Raw genomic sequence first — 19,585 nt, 5'->3', positions numbered from 1 at the left:
CTCCCTTTAAGTTTTTTGAACAATTAATAGAAAATATCCTATCTTAACTTTTTTAAAATCGTTTGTTAATTCATTACAATGGATTTCACAATTATTTACTTTTTTCCAAAAAGCAGCCATGGAACCGTATTTAAAAATAATATTAACTATCATCTGTTCTAAATAATTTGTATGATCTTCTATTTTTTTTATCTCAAAATTTTTTTCTATTAGCTTCTTCTTTAAATCTTCAATATTATGAATCCCTGTTATACAGCTTTTAAAATTGAACTTTTTTAATTCTGTTATATATTGAGGTCTTCTGGCATAAACATCGGATATAAATAAATATCCCCCGGGCTTTAAAACCCTGTGGATTTCCTCTATAGCCTTATCTTTATCCTTCATTAAAGATAAGGTGCATTCACAAAATATTCCATCCATTTTGCCTTCTTCATAGGGAAGCTCTTCACCGTATCCTTTATATAGTTTTAATTTTGGATTTTTAATTTTTGCCTCACTCAGAAGCTTTTGGGAAGGGTCAATTCCTTCTGCCTTTAATTTATATTTTCTTCTCAAATATTCTACTGTGGCACCAGTTCCACAGCCAATATCTAAAACTCTATCATTATTATTAAATTTACAAACCTCTACTCCCTTATCTGTAAGTCCAAATCCTCCTGGTCTTATTGTATCTCCCGTTACATCCCTAATTTCCTTACTTTCATAAACTGAAATGGAGCTAGGTGAAAACATAATATCCTCTCCAGTTAATTGAGAAACTTGCATAATTAATATTATTAATTTTAAAATTCTTCACATGTATCATGCAATTTCCTTAATTATTATATATTTTACTAATTTAATTTTTTTTGCAAACTTCTTCTATTTGTCCTCCAGCTGCATTTCAACTTGAGACATACGTCCCTTTGCCAGTTCTTCTGGAATATATACCTCTCCACACTTGGGACACTTTAAAATATTTGTAAAAAAGCTGTGACCTAAATATTCAAAATATGTTTTACCTGCCTCAAGCTTTTTTTGACATTTATAACAAATTAGAGTGTTATCTTCCTCCATCTCTTTCCCCCTCATCTATACTCATTCGATGGCTATATGCATTTACTAGATTAAAGCCATTATCAACAGATTTATATTCCACCCAATAAGTCATATTTCCTATCTGCAAATGACCGAAAAAATTTCCTGTATTAGGATTGAGAACCTTTTTTCCACTGCTTTCGCAGTGTTCAATAACTGCTTCAATATCAGTTTCCAATATCAATTCACTATCCAGCTTTTCTCCGAGCTGAGGAATAATATTTAAATTAAATTTCATTTCTCTTTCTTCCATTTTAAAATCTTCCTTCCAAAATCTGCTTAGTACTTGCTGTTTAAGGATTACACGATTATTTCTTCGCTTTGTAACAGTAGGTGGTATTCTGCCTGAATCATGGAGTCCAAACAAAATATCTAATATATGATAAACTGGCTTTTTAGCTGCTGCAAAAATATCTCTGCAATTTATACAATAAGTTATATAGGGATTATCATTCTGCCTAATTCTTTTTTTTACAACCTGGCGAGTATAATAGGGATTGGCTATTGACACCTGACCACCCCAGCTACAACAATTGGCTAGCTTTCCTTCCATAGGTAAAGGATTAAGGCTAAAGCCAGATTTTTGGGTTAGCTGGCGAATTACCTTTTGTAAATGTGGTTCTTCCCTACTGGAACATGGATCAAAAACCGATACTATTTCTCCTGATCCATCTACCGATATAGGAACTTTCGATTTTAACATTAGATCATATAAAAATACTCCTTCTATTTCAGGTAAATATCTATTAAACATCTGTTTACAGGTGGGACAAGCAAATATAGCCTTTGGTTTTCCAAAGGAAGTCCAATAGTTTCGCAGTTTTTCTATTACTTTATTATGAAGATCTTTATCTCCTGCCCACTCTGCAGGAGCTCCACAGCAGCCTAGTATAAGGGAAGTATCTGGCTTTTCCTTCAATAGAAAATTATAGCTTTCTATAACGTATTTAGAATCTGAAGCACCTAATTGACAGCCTGGAAAAAACATATAACTACTTTTTTCATATCCCATGGGAAGCCGTGAAACTTGTGCATATTTACTATTTGTAAACTCCATATCCCTCAACCAGAAATCATGAAAGACCCAAGGCATCCCTCCTTTTTGTTGCATTATTCTATGGCTTTTAAGTAAAAAATCACCCATATCTATGTCCTGGGGACACACCTCTTTACATAGGCCACATTGATTACAGGTAGAAATAAATCGAGTAGCTATAGTGCCATTTCCATCTAAGGTTCCAGGATTTATAGTAGCTTCAACCTCATTTTCAATGATTTTAGGATATTTATTGAAGCTTCTCATTAAATCGCAGTATTGAATACAATTATCACACTTGCATTTTAAGCATCGCTTTGCCTCCTGCAGGGCTTCATCCCGGGTAAAAGCACTACCATTTGATGGTATCACTGGTTTGGCATAAGGTAATTCCTTAATATCTAATTGTAAACGTGTTTCATTGTTTTTTTTTGGAGTATTCATACTGCCAGTCTTAATATATCCCTCTATGGATTTGCTAATATTTAATCCATCGGCTATTGCTTCAATAATATTTTTTCCCATAAGGGATCCACCTAAAAAAACTCCTGGACTCTTCCCTGCCTTGTTTCCTTTCAACCCAAAATCTCTACCATTAGTTCCCGTTGCAACATATATGGCGTCAAATTCTAATTCACCCAAATTTATGATTTCTGTATTTAAACAAAGTTTATATTCTTCATACATAAATTGCTGCTTAATATCATTTAAAAATATATCTGAAGGCATAATATCCCATAGACTTCCCCCAATACGATGGGATTTTTCATATATGGTAACTTCATATTTTTTAGCACAAAGGCGGAGGGCACAGGCTAAACCACTAATCCCCCCACCTATAACTGCTATTTTTTTATTTTTAAGTGGAAGATTATAATTGTTTGGACTAATTCTTGCTGCATAGTCTATACTGGCCTTCTCTAAAAGCCTTATAGATATTGCCCCATCCTTCTTTCCCCTTATACATACATCTTTACAGGGCTCATGACATAAATAAGAAACAATTCCAGGGAAAGCTACAGAATTTTGGTATGCTCTAAAACCAGCATTAAATCTTCCCCTCTGAATTTTATCTATAAAATTTCGTACATCAAAATCAAAGGGACATGCAGCAGTACAAAATGCCTCTTGATCTTCCAAGCATGTTCTAATTTTTTTTCTTGCTTCTTCCATAGGAATTCCTCCAAATCATAGTGCCCAAACTTCTATTATAAAGGCAGTATGGGCACTAATTAATCAAGTCCAAAATATTATTAGAAGAATTTTTGATCAGGACTATCTCCTAATGCTTCAAACATCTCATGTCCTCGGAATGCTACAGGGTTTGCCTTAATATTTTCCAGCTCCTCATATAAATCAGAACCCAAGAAGTACTTCTTAGGAGGTTCAATTTTTCCACCCTTTGCAAGAATATCTAATCCTGCCTTTACCTTTTCAGGTTTAGCAGGGATTTCATAAATACGTACACCACAGGCATTGTAAATAGCATTTAGAACAGCCACATGCCCAGAAGATTGAAATGCTTCAGAAGCTCCAGAAGAACCAAAAGGTCCATCAGGACGAATAGTTTCGCATGGAATAAGATTAATTTTATCGGGAATATCCTTGATATAAGGAACACCACTGGCAGCAATATTTTTATGTTTTTTAACGTCACTATAATCTTCACTAAGGGCAAATCCAATGCTATGGGAAATCCCACCGTAGGCTTGACCGTTGACAGCTTGAATATTGCCTATTTTTCCAACATCATATACACAAGTAAAACCTATAACTGTGGTCTTTCCAGTAGCTGTATCTACTTCTACCTCTGCTAAATTTAGAACATATGTATAAGCTGGAGTCGGGTCACCAATACCAGTGTTAGGATCAAGTCGAGTAATACCAGGAGTTGCAGTGCACTCATATTTACCTTCATATCTGGTTTCAATACCTTCAGCCACCATCTCAGCATAAGTTCTATAGGTTCCGTCAGCTTTACGCATAGCATTCATAAGCCTCTCAGCAGCAATTTTTGTAGCATTCCCATTCATATAATGAGAACGGCTGGCTGCCGACATTCCACCATCGGGACAAATTTTAGTGTCATTCTGCTCGAGTCTAATATTATCACGGGTTATGCCAAGAGGTTTTAAAGCTTCTAAGGTTACCATTAAGGAGCCTATATCCCCACCTTGACCCATTTCCTGCCAAGTGTCATATTTAATTATAGTGTTATCAGATGCCAGTTCAAGTATAATAGTACATTGATCAGTTCCACCTTCAGTTACGTTAAATCCTCCCCATGCAATCCCTACTCCTCTACGCTTTTCAGGAGTATCGGCTTCTTTTGCCTCAGTAACAGCTTTTTCATAATAAGGACGCATTTTCTCCATCATCTCTTCCATAGGATACTCTTTAAATGAACAACTATTAATATTGGTATCACCAGGTCTCGCTATATTTGCCCATCTGAATTCAAAGGGATCCATACCAATTTTTTCTGCAAGCATATCCATAAGAGCTTCTGAGAGAGTATAGGCCTGAGGAGAACCATAGCTTCTATATGCTGTACCATAATTATGATTTGTATTAGCTATACGTGTAAGTCCTGCAACATGAGGAACACGGTATGGGAAAAATGCAAAACGACTGGGTTTCTCTATCACATGGTCAGCACCCCAGGAATAAGCACCATGATCCATACCAAAATCAAACTCTACAGCAGTAATCTTACCCTTTTCATCACAGGCTACACGACCATTTGAATGACATGGACAGCGTTTTCCACTGAAGTGCTGATGTTCTTCATAGCTCATTGATAAAGAAATCGGCCTTTTAACAGCAACAGCAGCAGCACCAGCAAGACAAAGATCACCTGCATTTGTAGACCAACCAAAGCTAGCTCCTGTAAAATTTTGAACAATACGCATCTTATCCATAGGTACACCTATAGAATTACCTATACGGCTAATTGAAGTATATAACCCTTGGGACTTACATTGAAAGGTTAAAAATCCATCTTCATCGAAATAAGCTTGAACAATATCTCCTTCTATGGAAAGATGGGGCTCACGGGATGAATAAAAGCTTCCCTCTACACTGTAAGGAGAATTATCCATTACTTCTACAACCCTCGAAGCATCTTCAAGACCTGCACCCTTTAAAACCGGCTGCATTGCAACAATATTAGGTGTATCTTCATGAATACGCATTGCATCAGGCATAACTGCCTCAAGATAGCTGAGATATTCTGGAAGCTGCTCAATTTCAACCTTAACCTTTGCAGCTGCAGCTCTAGCATGATCCTTTGTATCGGCAATAGCTAAGGCCACAACATCACCATAACGGAATATCCTATCATCAGCAAGAACTTTACGACTGGGAAGAGTAATTGTACTGCGTTCATGTAAATTAGCTTCTGCCATGACATTTGTACCTTCTATATCTTTATGGGTGACAATTTTTACAACACCAGGCATTGCTTCAGCCTCAGAGCTATCAATATTAAGAATTTTTGCATGGTGAGCAACTCTGGGCTGTACTACTGCCACATGAAGGATTTCAGCAGGCATCTTAAGCTCTACATCATCACCATAATCAGCCAACCCCGTTACCTTTGAAAGTGCAGAAGGACGAACAAGAGGCTTTCCATAACACTCATTATCTTCAGGCAGCTGGAAGGTAATATCTTCAATTTTAGCTTCTCCCCTAAGAACCTTTGCAGCTGCCATAACTGCGTCAACAAGTTGTTTATATCCTGTACAACGGCAGACATTGCGGTGCTTTTGGAACCAATCACGAACTTCTTCACGGGTAGGATTATCATTTTCCATCAATAGCCCATATGCGGAAACAATAAAACCAGGTGTACAGAATCCACACTGTACAGCACCACAATTCATCCAGGCAACTTGCAAAGGATGCAAACTGTTAGGAGTACCGATCCCTTCAATTGTAATAATTTTGCTATATTCCTCTACGGTCTTTATTTTCTTTACACAGGAGCGAATTACCTTTCCATTAAGAATAACGGAGCACGATCCACATACACCAGTATTGCAGCCAACTTTAGTACCTGTTAAGCCCATACGTCTCAAAACATCAGCAAGGGAATCTTTTTCTGGATTACAAACAACCATACGCTTTGCTCCATTGATATTTAACCACATTTTCCTTAATTTCATTTCTTCTTACCTCCTTAATTTTTTAGTCTGGATTTATTTAAGTTATAATTTAAAAAACTCCTTTCTTTTAAAAGCGAAAGGAGTTTTTAGATAATGCAAACTTATAAAGAATATAATTTAAAATACCTTATATAGATATGTGACTGAGAAGCTAAAGAAACGGAAGTAGATTCTCAGTGGCTCCTGGAATTAGTTAAATTTCTTAAGCACTTATCTATATCAATGACTATTATAAATTATATATCTAAATATTTCTCCTTTTCACAATGGAAGGCATAATTATTTCTAATTACACCCTAACGGTCTTAATTCCATAGATATATCTTTAGGAATATAGACTCGGAGATATTTACTTTTCAGCTGCATTTTTTATTTGAAATATATTAAAGCTTAAATTTGTTTATCTTTAATAATTTCTTAATTGAGCAAATCGCATAATTACCTTCAGCAAAAACTATCTACTATATATAGCTTTAAAACCTACAAAGACATACTACATATATTATGCAACTTAGCCAAGTTAAAATTATGTAATTTTCTCAATGTATACTTAAATAAGCAATTTTAATGCCAAGCTTATATAATTTAGCTAGCAGCACTTAATATATACTTGCTGCAAAATTGTTTTGCTAATAACCTGTATATAATATGCATATAAATTTTGCAGTGTAGAATATTTGCCGCTTTATTATTCTATATCTTTAGATATACATTCATAATGATTAAGAAACAAAGGTAATTCCAAAATTATTTTAGTTTAATCATATATAGACTTTTCTATATATGATTATTCAGAACTAAAAGAAATTTATCTTTATAATAATTTATATTTATAATCTTAACTACACTTCTTCTAATTTCCTTGAATCTCTAGCTTCTTTGATCCTATTTAATCTTTTAACAGTAAATACAGTCAAAGATCCTATAGTATAAGTCATAAATAAAATCATAGCAAGGGAAACCCAGTTTTGAGACTTAATAAAACCGTTGATTTGATAAATTAATGCTGCCACAGCGCTAGGATAGACAAAAGCTAAAGGTCCCGTTACAAACAAATTAAATTTAAAGTTGAAGGGTTTTTCCTCTTCATACCTCTTAACAATCATTAGACATAATGGTACAGTTAAAAGCGTTAAAGACCCTATGGCAATTCCTGACCATAAATCCATATATGGAATCGTTATCATAATAAATATTGCTATAGCCATATAAATTGCATTGGATATCCATGAGTTCTTGGATATTATGCTTTTTTCTCCTGCAAGCTCTTGCATAACATATCTTCCTGCCCTTGCCCAAGAGTCTAAAGTAGTTAACAGCAATGCACTAAAAGTTAACGCTCCAATGGTTGTTGCCCATACAGGATCTATCCCTAACATGCTCAAAGAATTTCCCAAGGCTTGGGAAAAAGCTCCTCCAGGATTTTTATAAGCTATATTTAAAAATTCATTATAATTGAACATCACCATAATCATAGCAGCTGAAATACCTGCCATAAAGGTTTCCCCTTGCATGCCACCAAAAGCCACAAGAAAACCATCTTTCTGATTAGCTAATTGTCTAGAGGTTGTTCCAGATGAAATTAATCCATGTACTCCACTAGCAGCACCACATGTTATAGTGGCTAAAAGCATTGGCCATAGTGGCCCGCTTATACTATTGAATCCTACAAAAGCTGGCATCAAAATAGGCGGTCTTACAATCAATATAGCTATTGCTCCTAAAATCATACCACCGATTACTAAAACAGTATTTAAGTAATCCCTTGGAGCTAATAGTAACCAAACTGGTAAACTTATAGCAAAAAAGGTGTAAATTGAAAAAACAATAACCCATGTGTTATATTTTAAATGTAATGGATAATTTGCTCCTACTGCACATATTCCTAAAATAGCTATAACAAATATAATTGACATTGGTAATAGGGGTAGATTTTTCTTAAGACATATGCCAAATAGCATTGCCATTGGAATTAATAGTAATACAGGTATTCCAGATTCGGGTACGCTTACTACGGTATTGGACATAACTACTAAAAACATAGCAGTTACAAGGAAGCTTGAAACTAGATACAAAGCACTTAACAACTTACCAGTACTTTTATTTATCCAATTTTCAAATAATATTTTCCGTAGAATTTCCTTAGTTTGTATAAATTTATCCCCTATTCTACCCAAGTTTTTACCGGTTTTTTTACCCATTTTTAGGTAAAATGTTGGAATTAATAGAAAATTAAACCTATTTTTATAAATCTTTAATCCCTCTTAATTTATTAACAAAAAAACGGAGATTATATTTGTCAATTTTATTGTTTAAGGTTTGTTGAGGTATATCTAGATCTCTAGCTGCTTTAGAAATATTTCCCCTGGTTAGTCTTAAGTTTTCTTCTATTATTTGAATTTCCAAATCTTTAACAGCTTCCCTTAGTCTTACTCTTCCTTCTTTTTTAATCCTCTTAGAATAAACATCCTTTTGTTTTATAACAAGATAAGATGCAAATTCCTCCTTATCAAATCTAATAACTTTGCCCTTTGTCATATTCATAAAACGCTCCACAATATTTTTTAATTCACGAATATTTCCAGGCCAGTCATAATCCATAAAGCTTTCCATCATTTTTTCATCTATACCAATTATTCTTTTATTTAGTTTTTTATTATATTTTTCAATAAAAACTTGAACTAAATTGGGAATATCTTCTTTTCTTTCTCTTAATGGAGGAATATCAAAATAGAGAACATTAAGTCGATAATACAAATCCTTCCTCATTTCTCCTTTCTCTAAAAGTACTTGTGGCCTAACGTTTATTGAAGAAATTAATTTAAATTTCACTGGAATTTCCCTTTCTCCACCAACTCGTCTAACCTTTCTCTCTTGAATAACTCTAAGTATTTTTGCTTGAAGACCTATAGGCATTGAGTTAATTTCGTCTAAAAATAACACTCCCCCATTTGCAAACTCAAATAATCCTGGACGATTTTCAGCTCCTGTAAAACTTCCCTTAACAGTACCGAACAATATACTCTCCAGTAAAGTTTCAGGTATAGCAGCACAGTTTTGAACAATAAAGGGTGATGTTTTAGAATCCTTCCTAAGAGAATAAATCGCCTGAGCCACCAGTTCTTTTCCTGTTCCAGTTTCCCCATAAATTAAAACATTAGACTGGCTGTTTGCACACATTAATAACTTTTCCTTTAATCTTTTAATACTAGGACTTTCTCCTATAATAGAATCAAGTGTATAAAATTTATCAGTTTTATCCTTTGAGTATGATAAAATATCCTTTTTATTATGTATTTTAGGGTTTGAAGCCAACTCTTCCGACTGTCTGCTAAGCCCTGATATATCTTCTCCAATTTCGTAAGCACCAATAACTTTACCATTTTCCTTTATCGGGTAGGTTGAAGTCAGTCTGATTTTCCGTTCACCTCTATTAGTAATATATGTGCATATACTTCCTATTACAGGCTTTCCTGTAGAGAAGACCTTAACAAATGAGCTGTTTTCTTTTTTCAAATAAGGAAAAACCTTAAATATCGAATGATTAAGTACTCTATCTTCATCAAAACCATTTTTCTGTGCAGCCTTATTTACATAAACAATGTCCATGTTTTCATCAATAAAATATACTTCTTCATTAATAGTTGATAATATTTCATGTATATATTTTTTATTTTGTAAAATAAAATTAATATCCATTTTTTATCACCTACAATATAAGAATTTAGCTTTCTTAAATAAAATACCAATTCTTTTTTATGGTCAAATCAAAATTTAATATAAAAAATGTCTCTGTATATAAAAACAAAGACACAACAAAGACATTTTTTATATTATGTTATTTTCTCTACTCAGCTAATTCTAAAGCAATTTCCATCATTTTAGTAAAGGCTGTCTGCCTTTCTTCTGGAGTAGTTTCCTCTTGTGTCAGAATATTATCACTAACAGTCAATATGCAAAGAGCATTAACTCCAGCCCTTGCTGCATTCATATATAGGGCAGCTGCTTCCATTTCAACCCCCAATACTCCCATGTTCATCCATTTTTTTATGGCATCGGGATTATCATTATAAAAAATATCACTGGATAATATATTTCCTATATGTACATCTATATTTTTTTCATCTGCAATTTTTTTAGCCTTTTCTAAAAGCTTCCAGGATGCAGTTGGAGCATAGGTTCCTGGTAATTCATATTGAGAAGCATAATTAGAATTGGTCGATGCTCCAATTCCTAAAATCACATCATATAGCTTTAAATTTTCTTGCAGTGCTCCACATGAACCAACACGAATTAAGTTTTTTACACCAAAAACATTTATTAATTCCCAAGAATAAATACCCATGCTAGGCATTCCCATACCAGTTCCCATTACAGAAATTTCTTTTCCTTTATAGGCACCAGTAAATCCTAACATATTACGTACTCCATTGAACTGTACTACATTTTCTAAAAAATTATCTGCTATATATTTTGCACGTAGTGGGTCTCCTGGTAGTAAAATTGTCTCTGCGATTTTTATATTATCTGATTTTATATGTGGTGTGCTCTTTGACATATTAATTCTCCTCTCCTTTTTTGGTTAATAATGTTAATATCTATTTAATTTATATTATATGATAAACATGTTTACTTGTCATTACCTAGAATTATACTAGGCTAAATCATTCTTGCAAATTACAAGTTTGATATCTTGATAAGTTATTTTATCAGGCAAAGCTTCTTTAATGGGTTTTAGCTTTTCCAATCCAAATTCCTTTATGGTATCCAATATCCTTTCTTCCTTTAATGGATCATCCAAAAACCTTGACCAGTCAATTTCCTTACCAGCTTCTTGACATCTCTTCAGATGATTAAGTATTGTGATCTCTGTTAACCCCCTTTTATCAGCTATTGCTTTCAATGATAAACCACCAAGATAACAATCGTAGGTTAATTCATATCTATTTAAACTGCTATTGGCTTTCGACTTTTTCTCATCGGATTTTACTATGTTTTTCTTCCTAGCCTCGTGAACATCTACTTTCTTTTCTAAACAATAATCCTTTATTGCCTTTGTAAAATCACCTCCATAACTTTCGTACTTTTTGAATCCCACGCCCTTTATCTTTAAGAATTCTTCTTTATTTTGAGGGTAATATGCTGACATTTCCTTTAAAGCCTTATCATGAAAAATAATAAATACTGGAACATTCTTTTCTTGGGCCTTTTCTTTTCGTAATTCCTTAAGTCTATTAAACAACTCTTTATCAAAGTGGATATTAATTTCTTTCTTAATCCAATCATCTTTATTTGAAGTAGATCTTTGCTCTACAAGATTCCTCTTATGATATACTTTTACTTGATTCTTTAATACCGTTTTTGATGTTTGTGTTAATTTTAGTATTGGAAATTTATCGGCTGTTATATAAATATATCCCATTGAAACTAAATGCATTATTATCTCTTTTATTGAATCATTATTATAATTCTCCATTATTCCATAGGTGGAAACCTTATTAAGTCCCAGTTCTAATATTTTTTTACTTTTAGACCCCTTTAAAACAAGTATTATAGTGTTTATTCCATATCTCTCATTAACTCTATATATACATGACAAAATTTTTTGTGATTCTACAGTAATGTCAACCATTTCTGTTTCATCTAAGCAATTACTACAATTATTACATTTATTATTCTTAATATCTTCACCAAAATATTTCAATATACAATTTCTTAAACAGTCATTGGTATGACAATAATCAATAAGATATTGAAGATTTTTATATAATAGTCTTTCTCTTTCTTCAGTAAGCTCATTATTTTGTATTATGAGTTTTTGCTTTACTACATCTGAAGGAGAATACATTAAAAGACATTCACTTTTTTCTCCATCTCTTCCCGCTCTACCTGCCTCCTGATAATAGGCTTCCATATTCTTAGGCATATTATAGTGAATAACAAATCTAACATCGGGCTTGTCTATTCCCATTCCAAAGGCATTGGTTGCAACAATTATTCTAGCCTTGTTGAATATAAAATCATCTTGATTTTTCTGTCGTATATTGGATCCCATACCTCCATGATAGGGGATAGCTGAGAAGCCTTTGTCATTTAACCTTCTTACCAATGATTCAACAGTTTTTCTTGTTGCACAATATATGATTCCTGAATCATCTTCAAAATTATTATTTAAATAATCCAGTAAATAGTTAAGCTTATTACTGGTCTTAACAACCTGATAATATAAATTTGGCCTATCAAAACCTGTTATAGCTTCTAATGGATTTTTTAATTCTATTAATCTTTTTATTTCTTCTACTATTTCCTTAGTGGCAGTTGCAGTAAATGCTGCCACTATAGGTCTAGTATTTAATGTTTTAATAAATCTAGGTATTTCAAGATAACTTGGCCTAAAATCATGTCCCCATTGACTTATACAATGAGCTTCATCAATTGCAACTAAAGAAATTTTCATATATTTAATAAGATTTTCAAATAACCCTGTATTTAAACGTTCTGGAGCAACATACACTATTTTATATTTATCTCTTCTTATATCATCCACCCTGGACATAAATTCATCATACTCTAATGTACTGTTAATATAGGTTGCTTCTATTCCTATTTCATTTAATGAATCAACCTGATCCTTCATAAGAGATATTAAAGGAGAAATTACTATTGTTACCCCTTCTAGAATAACAGCTGGCAATTGATAGCAAAGAGATTTTCCTCCACCTGTAGGCATTATACCTAAAGCATCTCTTCCTTCAATTATGCCATTAACTAATTTTTCTTGCCCTTTTTTAAATTCGTCATATCCAAAATACATTTTTAAAGCTTTATATATGTTCATATTTTTACTCCTTTACAAATTCCTTAAATATATGTATTAAATTCATAAATCCTTCCGTTATCCTATCAATTTAAATTATAACATACCTATAAATTAACCTGTTATTCTAGAAAATGAATTTTTTTGTTCTAAGTGAATATTTTATGTAATCATATCAATTATTTGATAAACTTAAATTATCATATAATATAGTAATAGAGTTTTCTTAAATAAGTACTTATGGAGGTTTATATGAAAAAGCTTATAATAGTTAGCGGAAGCCAAGGGACTGGAAATAGAATAGCAAATCAGCTCAAGAGTATAACAGGAGAAAAATTTGATATAAGAGTTATAATAATGTCTAATGTATATAAATCAGATTTAAAATGTAATTTAGTTCTATTTACCAGTGATTTTATTGCAAAAATAACATATAAATATTTTGATCAAAGTACCCCTTATCTTATTGCAAGAAGAGTTATAGACCATAAAAATATTAAAGATGTTATATCTCTGCCAGTAGGAACCAGAGTTTTACTGGTTAACGATAGTGAACAAGCTGCCCTTCAAGCAATAATGCAATTACTTGAAATAGGCCTTGATCATGTGCAATATTATCCTTTTTATCCTGGTTGTGTTGACTATCCCAAACTAGAAATCGCCATAACTCCAGGTGAAGCTGATTTATCTCCCCATTGTGTTAAGCATTTAATAAATATAGGAACCAGGATACTTGATATAGGAACAATTTATGAAATAATATCTACATTTGGTATAACTGGAGTCCTAAATGAAAGCCTCGTGACAGAATATATTAAAGATATAGTTGAAATATCTAAATCCATAGATAAGAATAGAAAATCAGCCATAGAATCTAAAAAGCTTCTTGAAGCTATCGTAAACAATGTAGAATATGGAATAATTTATATCGATAATGATGGAAAAATTATTAGTATTAATTCCAAAATCAAATCTATGTTTGGCAAAACTAGAAAAGATCTGCTTACAAAAGAAATTTCAAAGCTAATAGATACTATTGACATATTCAATAATAAAAACAACTCATTTATTACAAACATAGAAGGAAAAGAAGTTTTAATTGATGTAGATGAAATAACTTTTCAAGAAAAATCCGGGTATCTTATTACCATAAATTATACAGATAAAATAGCAAAGCTAGACCACAAAATCAGAAGAAATTATGAAAAAAGAATAGCACAAAAATTTTATACATTTGAAGATTATCTAACTATAACCGAAGAGGTAAAGGATATTCTCAGAAAAGCTGCAAAATTTTCAAAAACTAATGCCACAATATTAATTCAAGGTGAAAACGGTACTGGCAAAGAAATAATAGCTCAATCAGTACATATGAACTCCTACAGAAGAAAAAATGCCTTTATACCTGTAAATATTACAGCCATTACTCCTACTTTACTTGAAAGTGAACTCTTCGGATATGAAAAGGGATCCTTTACTGGGGCTAAAGAAGAAGGTAAAGCTGGCCTTTTTGAAATAGCCAACGGGGGAACTATATTTATAGATGAAGTGGGAGATGCTCCTTTAGATTTTCAAGTTAAGCTTTTAAGAGTTCTTGAGGAGAAAAAAATAAGACGAATTGGAGGGGTTGAAGAAATTCCTATTGACATTAGAGTTATAGCTGCCACTAATAAAAATTTAATAAAACTTATATCTGAAGGTAAATTTAGAGAAGACCTTTTTTTCCGGATTAATATACTTCCACTTAAAACTATTCCCCTTAGATATAGGAAAAAGGATATTCCCTATTTACTCATGCATTTCATTTCAATATATTTTAACAATAAAAATATAAAAACTTTAGATGACTTGTTTGAGAAAACCGCTAAAGATTTTCTGAAAAATTATAATTGGAGAGGAAATGTAAGAGAACTTATAAATTTAGTTGAATATCTATCTATTATCTATGAAGGTAAAAAATTTCCTTTATATTCCCTTCCCCATCATATGATGGAAAGAATGTATGAAAGTAAAAGAATTATACTTGATATTAATGAATTATGGGTCTTAAAAGAAATTGAAAAAAATAATGGGATCGGAAGAAGTAAATTGGCTCAGCACGCCAAAAACCAAAATTTAGATTTAGGTGAAGGTAAAATAAGAAGTATAATTAAAAAACTTAAAGAAAAAAATCTCATCGTCTCAAAAGATGGAAAACGAGGATTAACAATAAATAAACTTGGATTGAAAGCATTAGAAGAATATAAATAAAAGGATATAAATATCCATCAAACGGATGATTTTATCCTTTTGTTTTTGCTTCCCCTTAATAAAATCAAATCTTCATCTTTGCAAAACCCTTGAAAACACTAGTACAATACAAACAATTTTCAATATATAGAATCATCAGAACAGTTGGCACATTATTTGCGGATATATATTGTTGTAATCAAATTCTAATAATTTTATTAAGGAGGATATTTATGAATCAATTAGAAAGGAAAAAGAAAAAACCTACTTTTGGACAAGCTGTTACACCTATTGTTTTTATGATTTTATCACTGGCAATTGGTTACGGTTATTTAGGTCTAAAAACCGAACCTCTTCTTGTGATTTCAGCCTTTGTTGCTGGAATAATTGCCCTAAGTTTAGGTTATGATTGGAGTGATATGCAGGGAGCTATTATTGAAAAAATTGCTAAGGCCCTTCCTGCTACACTTATTTTATGGAGTGTAGGTTTTCTTATAGGTTCTTGGATGTTTTCCGGAACAGTGCCTATGATAATTTACTACGGAGTTCAAATAGTTAATCCAAAGTTTCTTCTTGTCACTGCATTTATAATAACCGCAATAGTATCTATAGTAACAGGTACATCCTGGGGTGCAGCAGGAACAATTGGAGTTGCCCTTATGGGAATAGCAGGGGGCCTTGGTGTGTCACTTCCTGCAACAGCAGGAGCTATAGTTGCAGGTGCATATTTTGGAGACAAGATATCACCATTATCTGACACTACTAATCTAGCACCTATAGCTGCAGGAAGTGAATTGTATGAACATATAAAACATATGTTTTATACAACTATACCTGCAACAATTGTCTCCCTTATAGTATATTTAATAGTTGGGTTTGGTGCCTCTGGAGAAATGAGTACACCAGAAAATGTAAATACAATGCTTCAACAGCTGGATGGAATGTTTAACTGGAATATCATTTTATTATTACCTACATTATTTATACTACTTGGTTCTCTTAAAAAATGGCCTACAATTCCTACAATGCTTGGAACAAGTCTATTCTCAGTACTACTTGGAGTTTTTATACAAGGATTCAGCTTTCAAGATGGATTCGCTTCTCTTATCAGTGGATTTAATGTTAGTATGACTGGTTATGAAGGGGAAGTTATTAACGAAGTTACAAGCTTAATAAACAGAGGAGGAGTTGCTTCTGTTACAGGTACCACTGTACTAATTTTCTGTGCCATGGGCTTTGCAGGAATTGTCAGTGTTTCTGGCATGCTTGATGTAGTCCTTGAAAAATTAATGTCAAAAGTAAAGTCTATAGGTGGAATAATTCTATCTACAATAGCATCATGCTTTACAGTGGCCTTTGTTACTGGAAGTTCCTATTTAACCATATTAATTCCAGGAGAGCTTTTTAAGGATGTATATGTAAAGAAAAATTTACATGCTAAGAATCTTTCAAGAACTCTAGAAGATTCTGGAACAGTTTTAGTCCCATTAATACCTTGGTCAGCTGCAGGAGCTTATATGACAGCAACCCTAGGTGTTCCAACTATTGAATATATTCCATGGGCAGTATTAAATTATACAGGAATAATATTTGCCATTATACTCGCATTTACTGGTATTGGAATAGAGTACATTGATAAACCTTCTAAGAAAAATGGAAAAAACGTATAAGGAGTGAAAATATTATGATTTTAGTAAAAAATGTAGAAGTTTATTCTCCAAAATATATTGGAAAAAAAGATGTTCTTATAAGTAATGGGAAAATAACTCTTATTGAAGAAAAAGTAGAAATTTTCAATAGTAAAATCAAAGTAATCGATGGGAATAAAAGAAAAATGGTTCCTGGTTTTATAGATCAACACGTCCATATTACCGGAGGTGGTGGTGAAGGCAGCTTTAAGACAAGAGCTCCTGAAATAACATTATCTAAGCTTACTCAGGCAGGTATCACAACTGTAGTGGGACTCCTTGGAACAGACGGTACCACAAGAAGTGTAGAAAATCTTGTGGCCAAGGCTAAAGCTCTTAACGAAGAAGGGATCACAGCCTATGCCATTACTAGTTCTTACGGATATCCACCGATAACAATTACTGGTTCTGTTAAAAAAGATATCGTTTTTATTGAAGAAATAATTGGTAGTAAAATAGCTATTTCAGATCATAGATCTTCTAGTCTAACAAATGATGAATTATCAAGGTTAGCTTCAGATGTAAGAGTTGCTGCAATGCTTTCTGGAAAGGCAGGAATAGTTGTAGCTCATATGGGCAATGGTAAGAGAGGTTTAAAACCAATAACAGAAGTTATTAATAATACTGATATTCCTATAAAAACAATAAGACCTACCCATGTAAATAGAAAAAAAGAACTTTTGATGGAAGGCTTTGAATATGCAAAGCTAGGTGGATTTATAGACTTAACTTGCGGTATTTATGAAGATTTAAGTCCAGGTAAAGTGATACAAAATGCAGAAAAGGAAGGAGTTCCTTTAGAAAATATAACCATAAGCTCCGATGGATATGGAAGTTGGTCTCGATATGATGACAAGGGAAATATAATTGAAATTGGTGTATCTCAAGTTAGCAGTTTATATAAAGAATTTCTAACAATGATAGGAAAACTAAATTTTGACTTTGAAAAAGCTCTTAAATTTATTACATCAAATGTGGCAAAAGCCCTTGATTTATATCCACAAAAAGGTGCCATAAAAGAAAATTCAGATGCAGATATTCTTTTACTGGATGACGATAATAATATACAGACAGTAATAGCCAATGGAAAGCTAATGATCCATGAAGGTAAAACTTTAGTAAAGGGAACATATGAGTAAAGTGATATTATTTATATTGGATAATTCATGTATTTTTAAAGGTGTCTTCGGGCACCTTTTTCGTTTTTGTTGTTTTCACGTTAAAAATTATATTCTTAAAAAACAATCCAGATAACAATTGAGGAAATTGCATAATTAAGATTTAGCAGAATTGCACAATGTATAGACAATATAACATTTTACATTTACCAATTTTAGTGTTACAATTAAAGACGGGCTAACAACTTAAAATTTCAAAAAAGTTGTTAGTTATAGCTGCTTTTTTAAATTTCTATAATAGAACTTTAAATAATTTAAATTGAAAAATAGAGATAAACAACTTATTAACCTTTAAGTCGTTTATCTCTATTGTATAATAGGAGGTATTGATTTTGAAATTAATAAAAAGAAGCTACATAATTTTACCATTGATTATTTTACCCTTAATACTGCTTGCTGCTTGTAGTAAAGTATCCAATGAAGAAGCAATAAATGAAGGAACAACAAAAGAAACTAGCAAAGATACAATAATCTTCGCTGATGCAGGCTGGGATAGTCTTAGATTCCATAATTCAGTTGCTGGAATAATTATTAGAAATGGTTTGGGTTATAAAACCGAAAGTACTCCTGGAACAACTCCCATTACTGTTTTAGGTCTTAGGAAGGGACAGATAGATGTACATATGGAATTATGGCAAAATACTATTACCGAACAATATGATGAAGGTATAAAAAATGGTGAAATATTAGAAGTATCAACTAATTTTGATGATAATGCCATGGGTTTATATGTGCCAACCTATGTAATTAAAGGTGATAAGGAAAGAGGTATTGAACCTATGGCTCCTGATCTAAAAACAATACAGGATTTAAAGAAATATCCTGATCTTTTTAAAGACCCAGAGGATAAAACCAAAGGAAGAATATATAATGCTCCTTCAGTGTGGGAAATGAATGAGGTTATTACAGCTAAAGTAAAAAACTATGGATTATCAAAGTATTATAATGTTTTTGATCCAGGCTCAGATTCTTCTTTATCCACTTCACTAGTCAGTGCCTTCAAAATGGGTGAGCCTTGGGTAGGATATTATTGGGAACCTACATGGATTACAGGTATGTACGATATGACTTTATTGGAAGAACCTGAATACAGTGAAGAGAAATGGAATAATGGGTATTTATGTGAGTTTAAACCTGTTGATGTGACAGTTTGCGTAAATGCTGATTTAGTAAATACTGCTCCAGATGTTGTTGAATTTCTAAAAAATTATAAGACAAGTTCAGCAATAACTGCAAAGGCTTTAAGTTATATGAAGGAAAATAATGTTGATGAAAAAGCTGCTGCCAAATGGTTTATAAAAGAACACGAAAAGATATGGACTAAATGGGTTTCTGAAGAAGTAGCTGAAAAGGTTAAATCTGCAGTAAAATAGATATATGCTTATAGGTAT

At 32.5% G+C, this 19,585-nt stretch carries 12 protein-coding genes and 1 riboswitch; of the genes, 4 read left to right on the top strand and 8 right to left on the bottom strand.

The window, feature by feature from the left end; all coding sequences use genetic code 11:
• Positions 1 to 6: 6 nt before the first annotated feature.
• The 8 genes from trsM to recQ form a co-directional block, all read right to left on the bottom strand.
• Positions 7 to 735, bottom strand: coding sequence for a DVU_1556 family methyltransferase (trsM, locus tag B5X81_RS04450; protein WP_079489707.1), 729 nt, complete (start codon positions 733 to 735; stop codon positions 7 to 9).
• A 129-nt stretch (positions 736 to 864) separates the two neighbouring features.
• On the bottom strand, positions 865 to 1,059 hold the full coding sequence (locus B5X81_RS04445) for a DVU_1557 family redox protein (RefSeq protein ID WP_244282003.1): 195 nt from the start codon (positions 1,057 to 1,059) through the stop codon (positions 865 to 867).
• Positions 1,046 to 3,289, bottom strand: a complete 2,244-nt coding sequence (locus tag B5X81_RS04440) for a pyridine nucleotide-disulfide oxidoreductase/dicluster-binding protein (protein WP_079489703.1) — start codon at positions 3,287 to 3,289, stop codon at positions 1,046 to 1,048. The genes B5X81_RS04445 and B5X81_RS04440 overlap by 14 nt, the downstream gene beginning before the upstream one ends.
• Positions 3,290 to 3,369: 80 nt before the next feature.
• A complete protein-coding gene (locus tag B5X81_RS04435) occupies positions 3,370 to 6,282 on the bottom strand; it encodes a molybdopterin-dependent oxidoreductase (protein WP_079489702.1) in 2,913 nt (970 codons plus the stop codon).
• Positions 6,283 to 6,520: 238 nt separating this feature from the next.
• A riboswitch (molybdenum cofactor riboswitch) is annotated at positions 6,521 to 6,639 on the bottom strand.
• A 485-nt stretch (positions 6,640 to 7,124) separates the two neighbouring features.
• Positions 7,125 to 8,483, bottom strand: coding sequence for a carbon starvation CstA family protein (locus B5X81_RS04430; protein ID WP_079489700.1), 1,359 nt, complete (start codon positions 8,481 to 8,483; stop codon positions 7,125 to 7,127).
• A gap of 43 nt (positions 8,484 to 8,526) precedes the next feature.
• The gene (locus B5X81_RS04425; RefSeq protein WP_079489699.1) at positions 8,527 to 9,981 is read right to left on the bottom strand and encodes a sigma-54 interaction domain-containing protein; all 1,455 of its coding nucleotides are present in this window, start codon (positions 9,979 to 9,981) and stop codon (positions 8,527 to 8,529) included.
• 148 nt (positions 9,982 to 10,129) lie between these two features.
• On the bottom strand, positions 10,130 to 10,840 hold the full coding sequence (deoD, locus tag B5X81_RS04420) for a purine-nucleoside phosphorylase (RefSeq protein ID WP_079489697.1): 711 nt from the start codon (positions 10,838 to 10,840) through the stop codon (positions 10,130 to 10,132).
• Positions 10,841 to 10,936: 96 nt separating this feature from the next.
• On the bottom strand, positions 10,937 to 13,120 hold the full coding sequence (gene recQ, locus B5X81_RS04415) for a DNA helicase RecQ (protein WP_079489696.1): 2,184 nt from the start codon (positions 13,118 to 13,120) through the stop codon (positions 10,937 to 10,939).
• Positions 13,121 to 13,351: 231 nt separating this feature from the next.
• Between recQ and B5X81_RS04410 the strand changes: the two genes are divergently transcribed.
• From B5X81_RS04410 to B5X81_RS04395, 4 genes are all read left to right on the top strand, one after another.
• On the top strand, positions 13,352 to 15,349 hold the full coding sequence (locus B5X81_RS04410) for a sigma-54 interaction domain-containing protein (protein WP_170917277.1): 1,998 nt from the start codon (positions 13,352 to 13,354) through the stop codon (positions 15,347 to 15,349).
• 212 nt (positions 15,350 to 15,561) lie between these two features.
• On the top strand, positions 15,562 to 16,998 hold the full coding sequence (nhaC, locus tag B5X81_RS04405) for a Na+/H+ antiporter NhaC (protein ID WP_079489693.1): 1,437 nt from the start codon (positions 15,562 to 15,564) through the stop codon (positions 16,996 to 16,998).
• A 14-nt stretch (positions 16,999 to 17,012) separates the two neighbouring features.
• Entirely contained in the window at positions 17,013 to 18,155 is a 1,143-nt protein-coding gene (iadA, locus tag B5X81_RS04400; RefSeq protein ID WP_079489691.1) for a beta-aspartyl-peptidase, read from the top strand.
• Between the two features lie 371 nt (positions 18,156 to 18,526).
• Positions 18,527 to 19,567 carry an ABC transporter substrate-binding protein gene (locus B5X81_RS04395; protein WP_139380247.1) on the top strand — a complete coding sequence of 347 codons (1,041 nt, stop codon included), beginning with the start codon at positions 18,527 to 18,529 and terminating at the stop codon, positions 19,565 to 19,567.
• Positions 19,568 to 19,585: the final 18 nt, after the last annotated feature.

The organism is Maledivibacter halophilus (assembly GCF_900167445.1).
Classification (GTDB): domain Bacteria; phylum Bacillota; class Clostridia; order Peptostreptococcales; family Caminicellaceae; genus Maledivibacter; species Maledivibacter halophilus.
This window is presented reverse-complemented; position numbering and strand designations above follow the sequence as displayed.

Coding starts and splice junctions, on each gene's coding strand:
- nhaC (WP_079489693.1), top strand. CDS start 15,562: ATGAATCAATTAGAAAGGAAAAAGAAAAAACCTACTTTTGGACAAGCT.
- B5X81_RS04410 (WP_170917277.1), top strand. CDS start 13,352: ATGAAAAAGCTTATAATAGTTAGCGGAAGCCAAGGGACTGGAAATAGA.
- deoD (WP_079489697.1), bottom strand. CDS start 10,840: ATGTCAAAGAGCACACCACATATAAAATCAGATAATATAAAAATCGCA.
- B5X81_RS04425 (WP_079489699.1), bottom strand. CDS start 9,981: ATGGATATTAATTTTATTTTACAAAATAAAAAATATATACATGAAATA.
- B5X81_RS04435 (WP_079489702.1), bottom strand. CDS start 6,282: ATGAAATTAAGGAAAATGTGGTTAAATATCAATGGAGCAAAGCGTATG.
- B5X81_RS04440 (WP_079489703.1), bottom strand. CDS start 3,289: ATGGAAGAAGCAAGAAAAAAAATTAGAACATGCTTGGAAGATCAAGAG.
- trsM (WP_079489707.1), bottom strand. CDS start 735: ATGTTTTCACCTAGCTCCATTTCAGTTTATGAAAGTAAGGAAATTAGG.
- recQ (WP_079489696.1), bottom strand. CDS start 13,120: ATGAACATATATAAAGCTTTAAAAATGTATTTTGGATATGACGAATTT.
- B5X81_RS04445 (WP_244282003.1), bottom strand. CDS start 1,059: ATGGAGGAAGATAACACTCTAATTTGTTATAAATGTCAAAAAAAGCTT.
- iadA (WP_079489691.1), top strand. CDS start 17,013: ATGATTTTAGTAAAAAATGTAGAAGTTTATTCTCCAAAATATATTGGA.
- B5X81_RS04430 (WP_079489700.1), bottom strand. CDS start 8,483: ATGGGTAAAAAAACCGGTAAAAACTTGGGTAGAATAGGGGATAAATTT.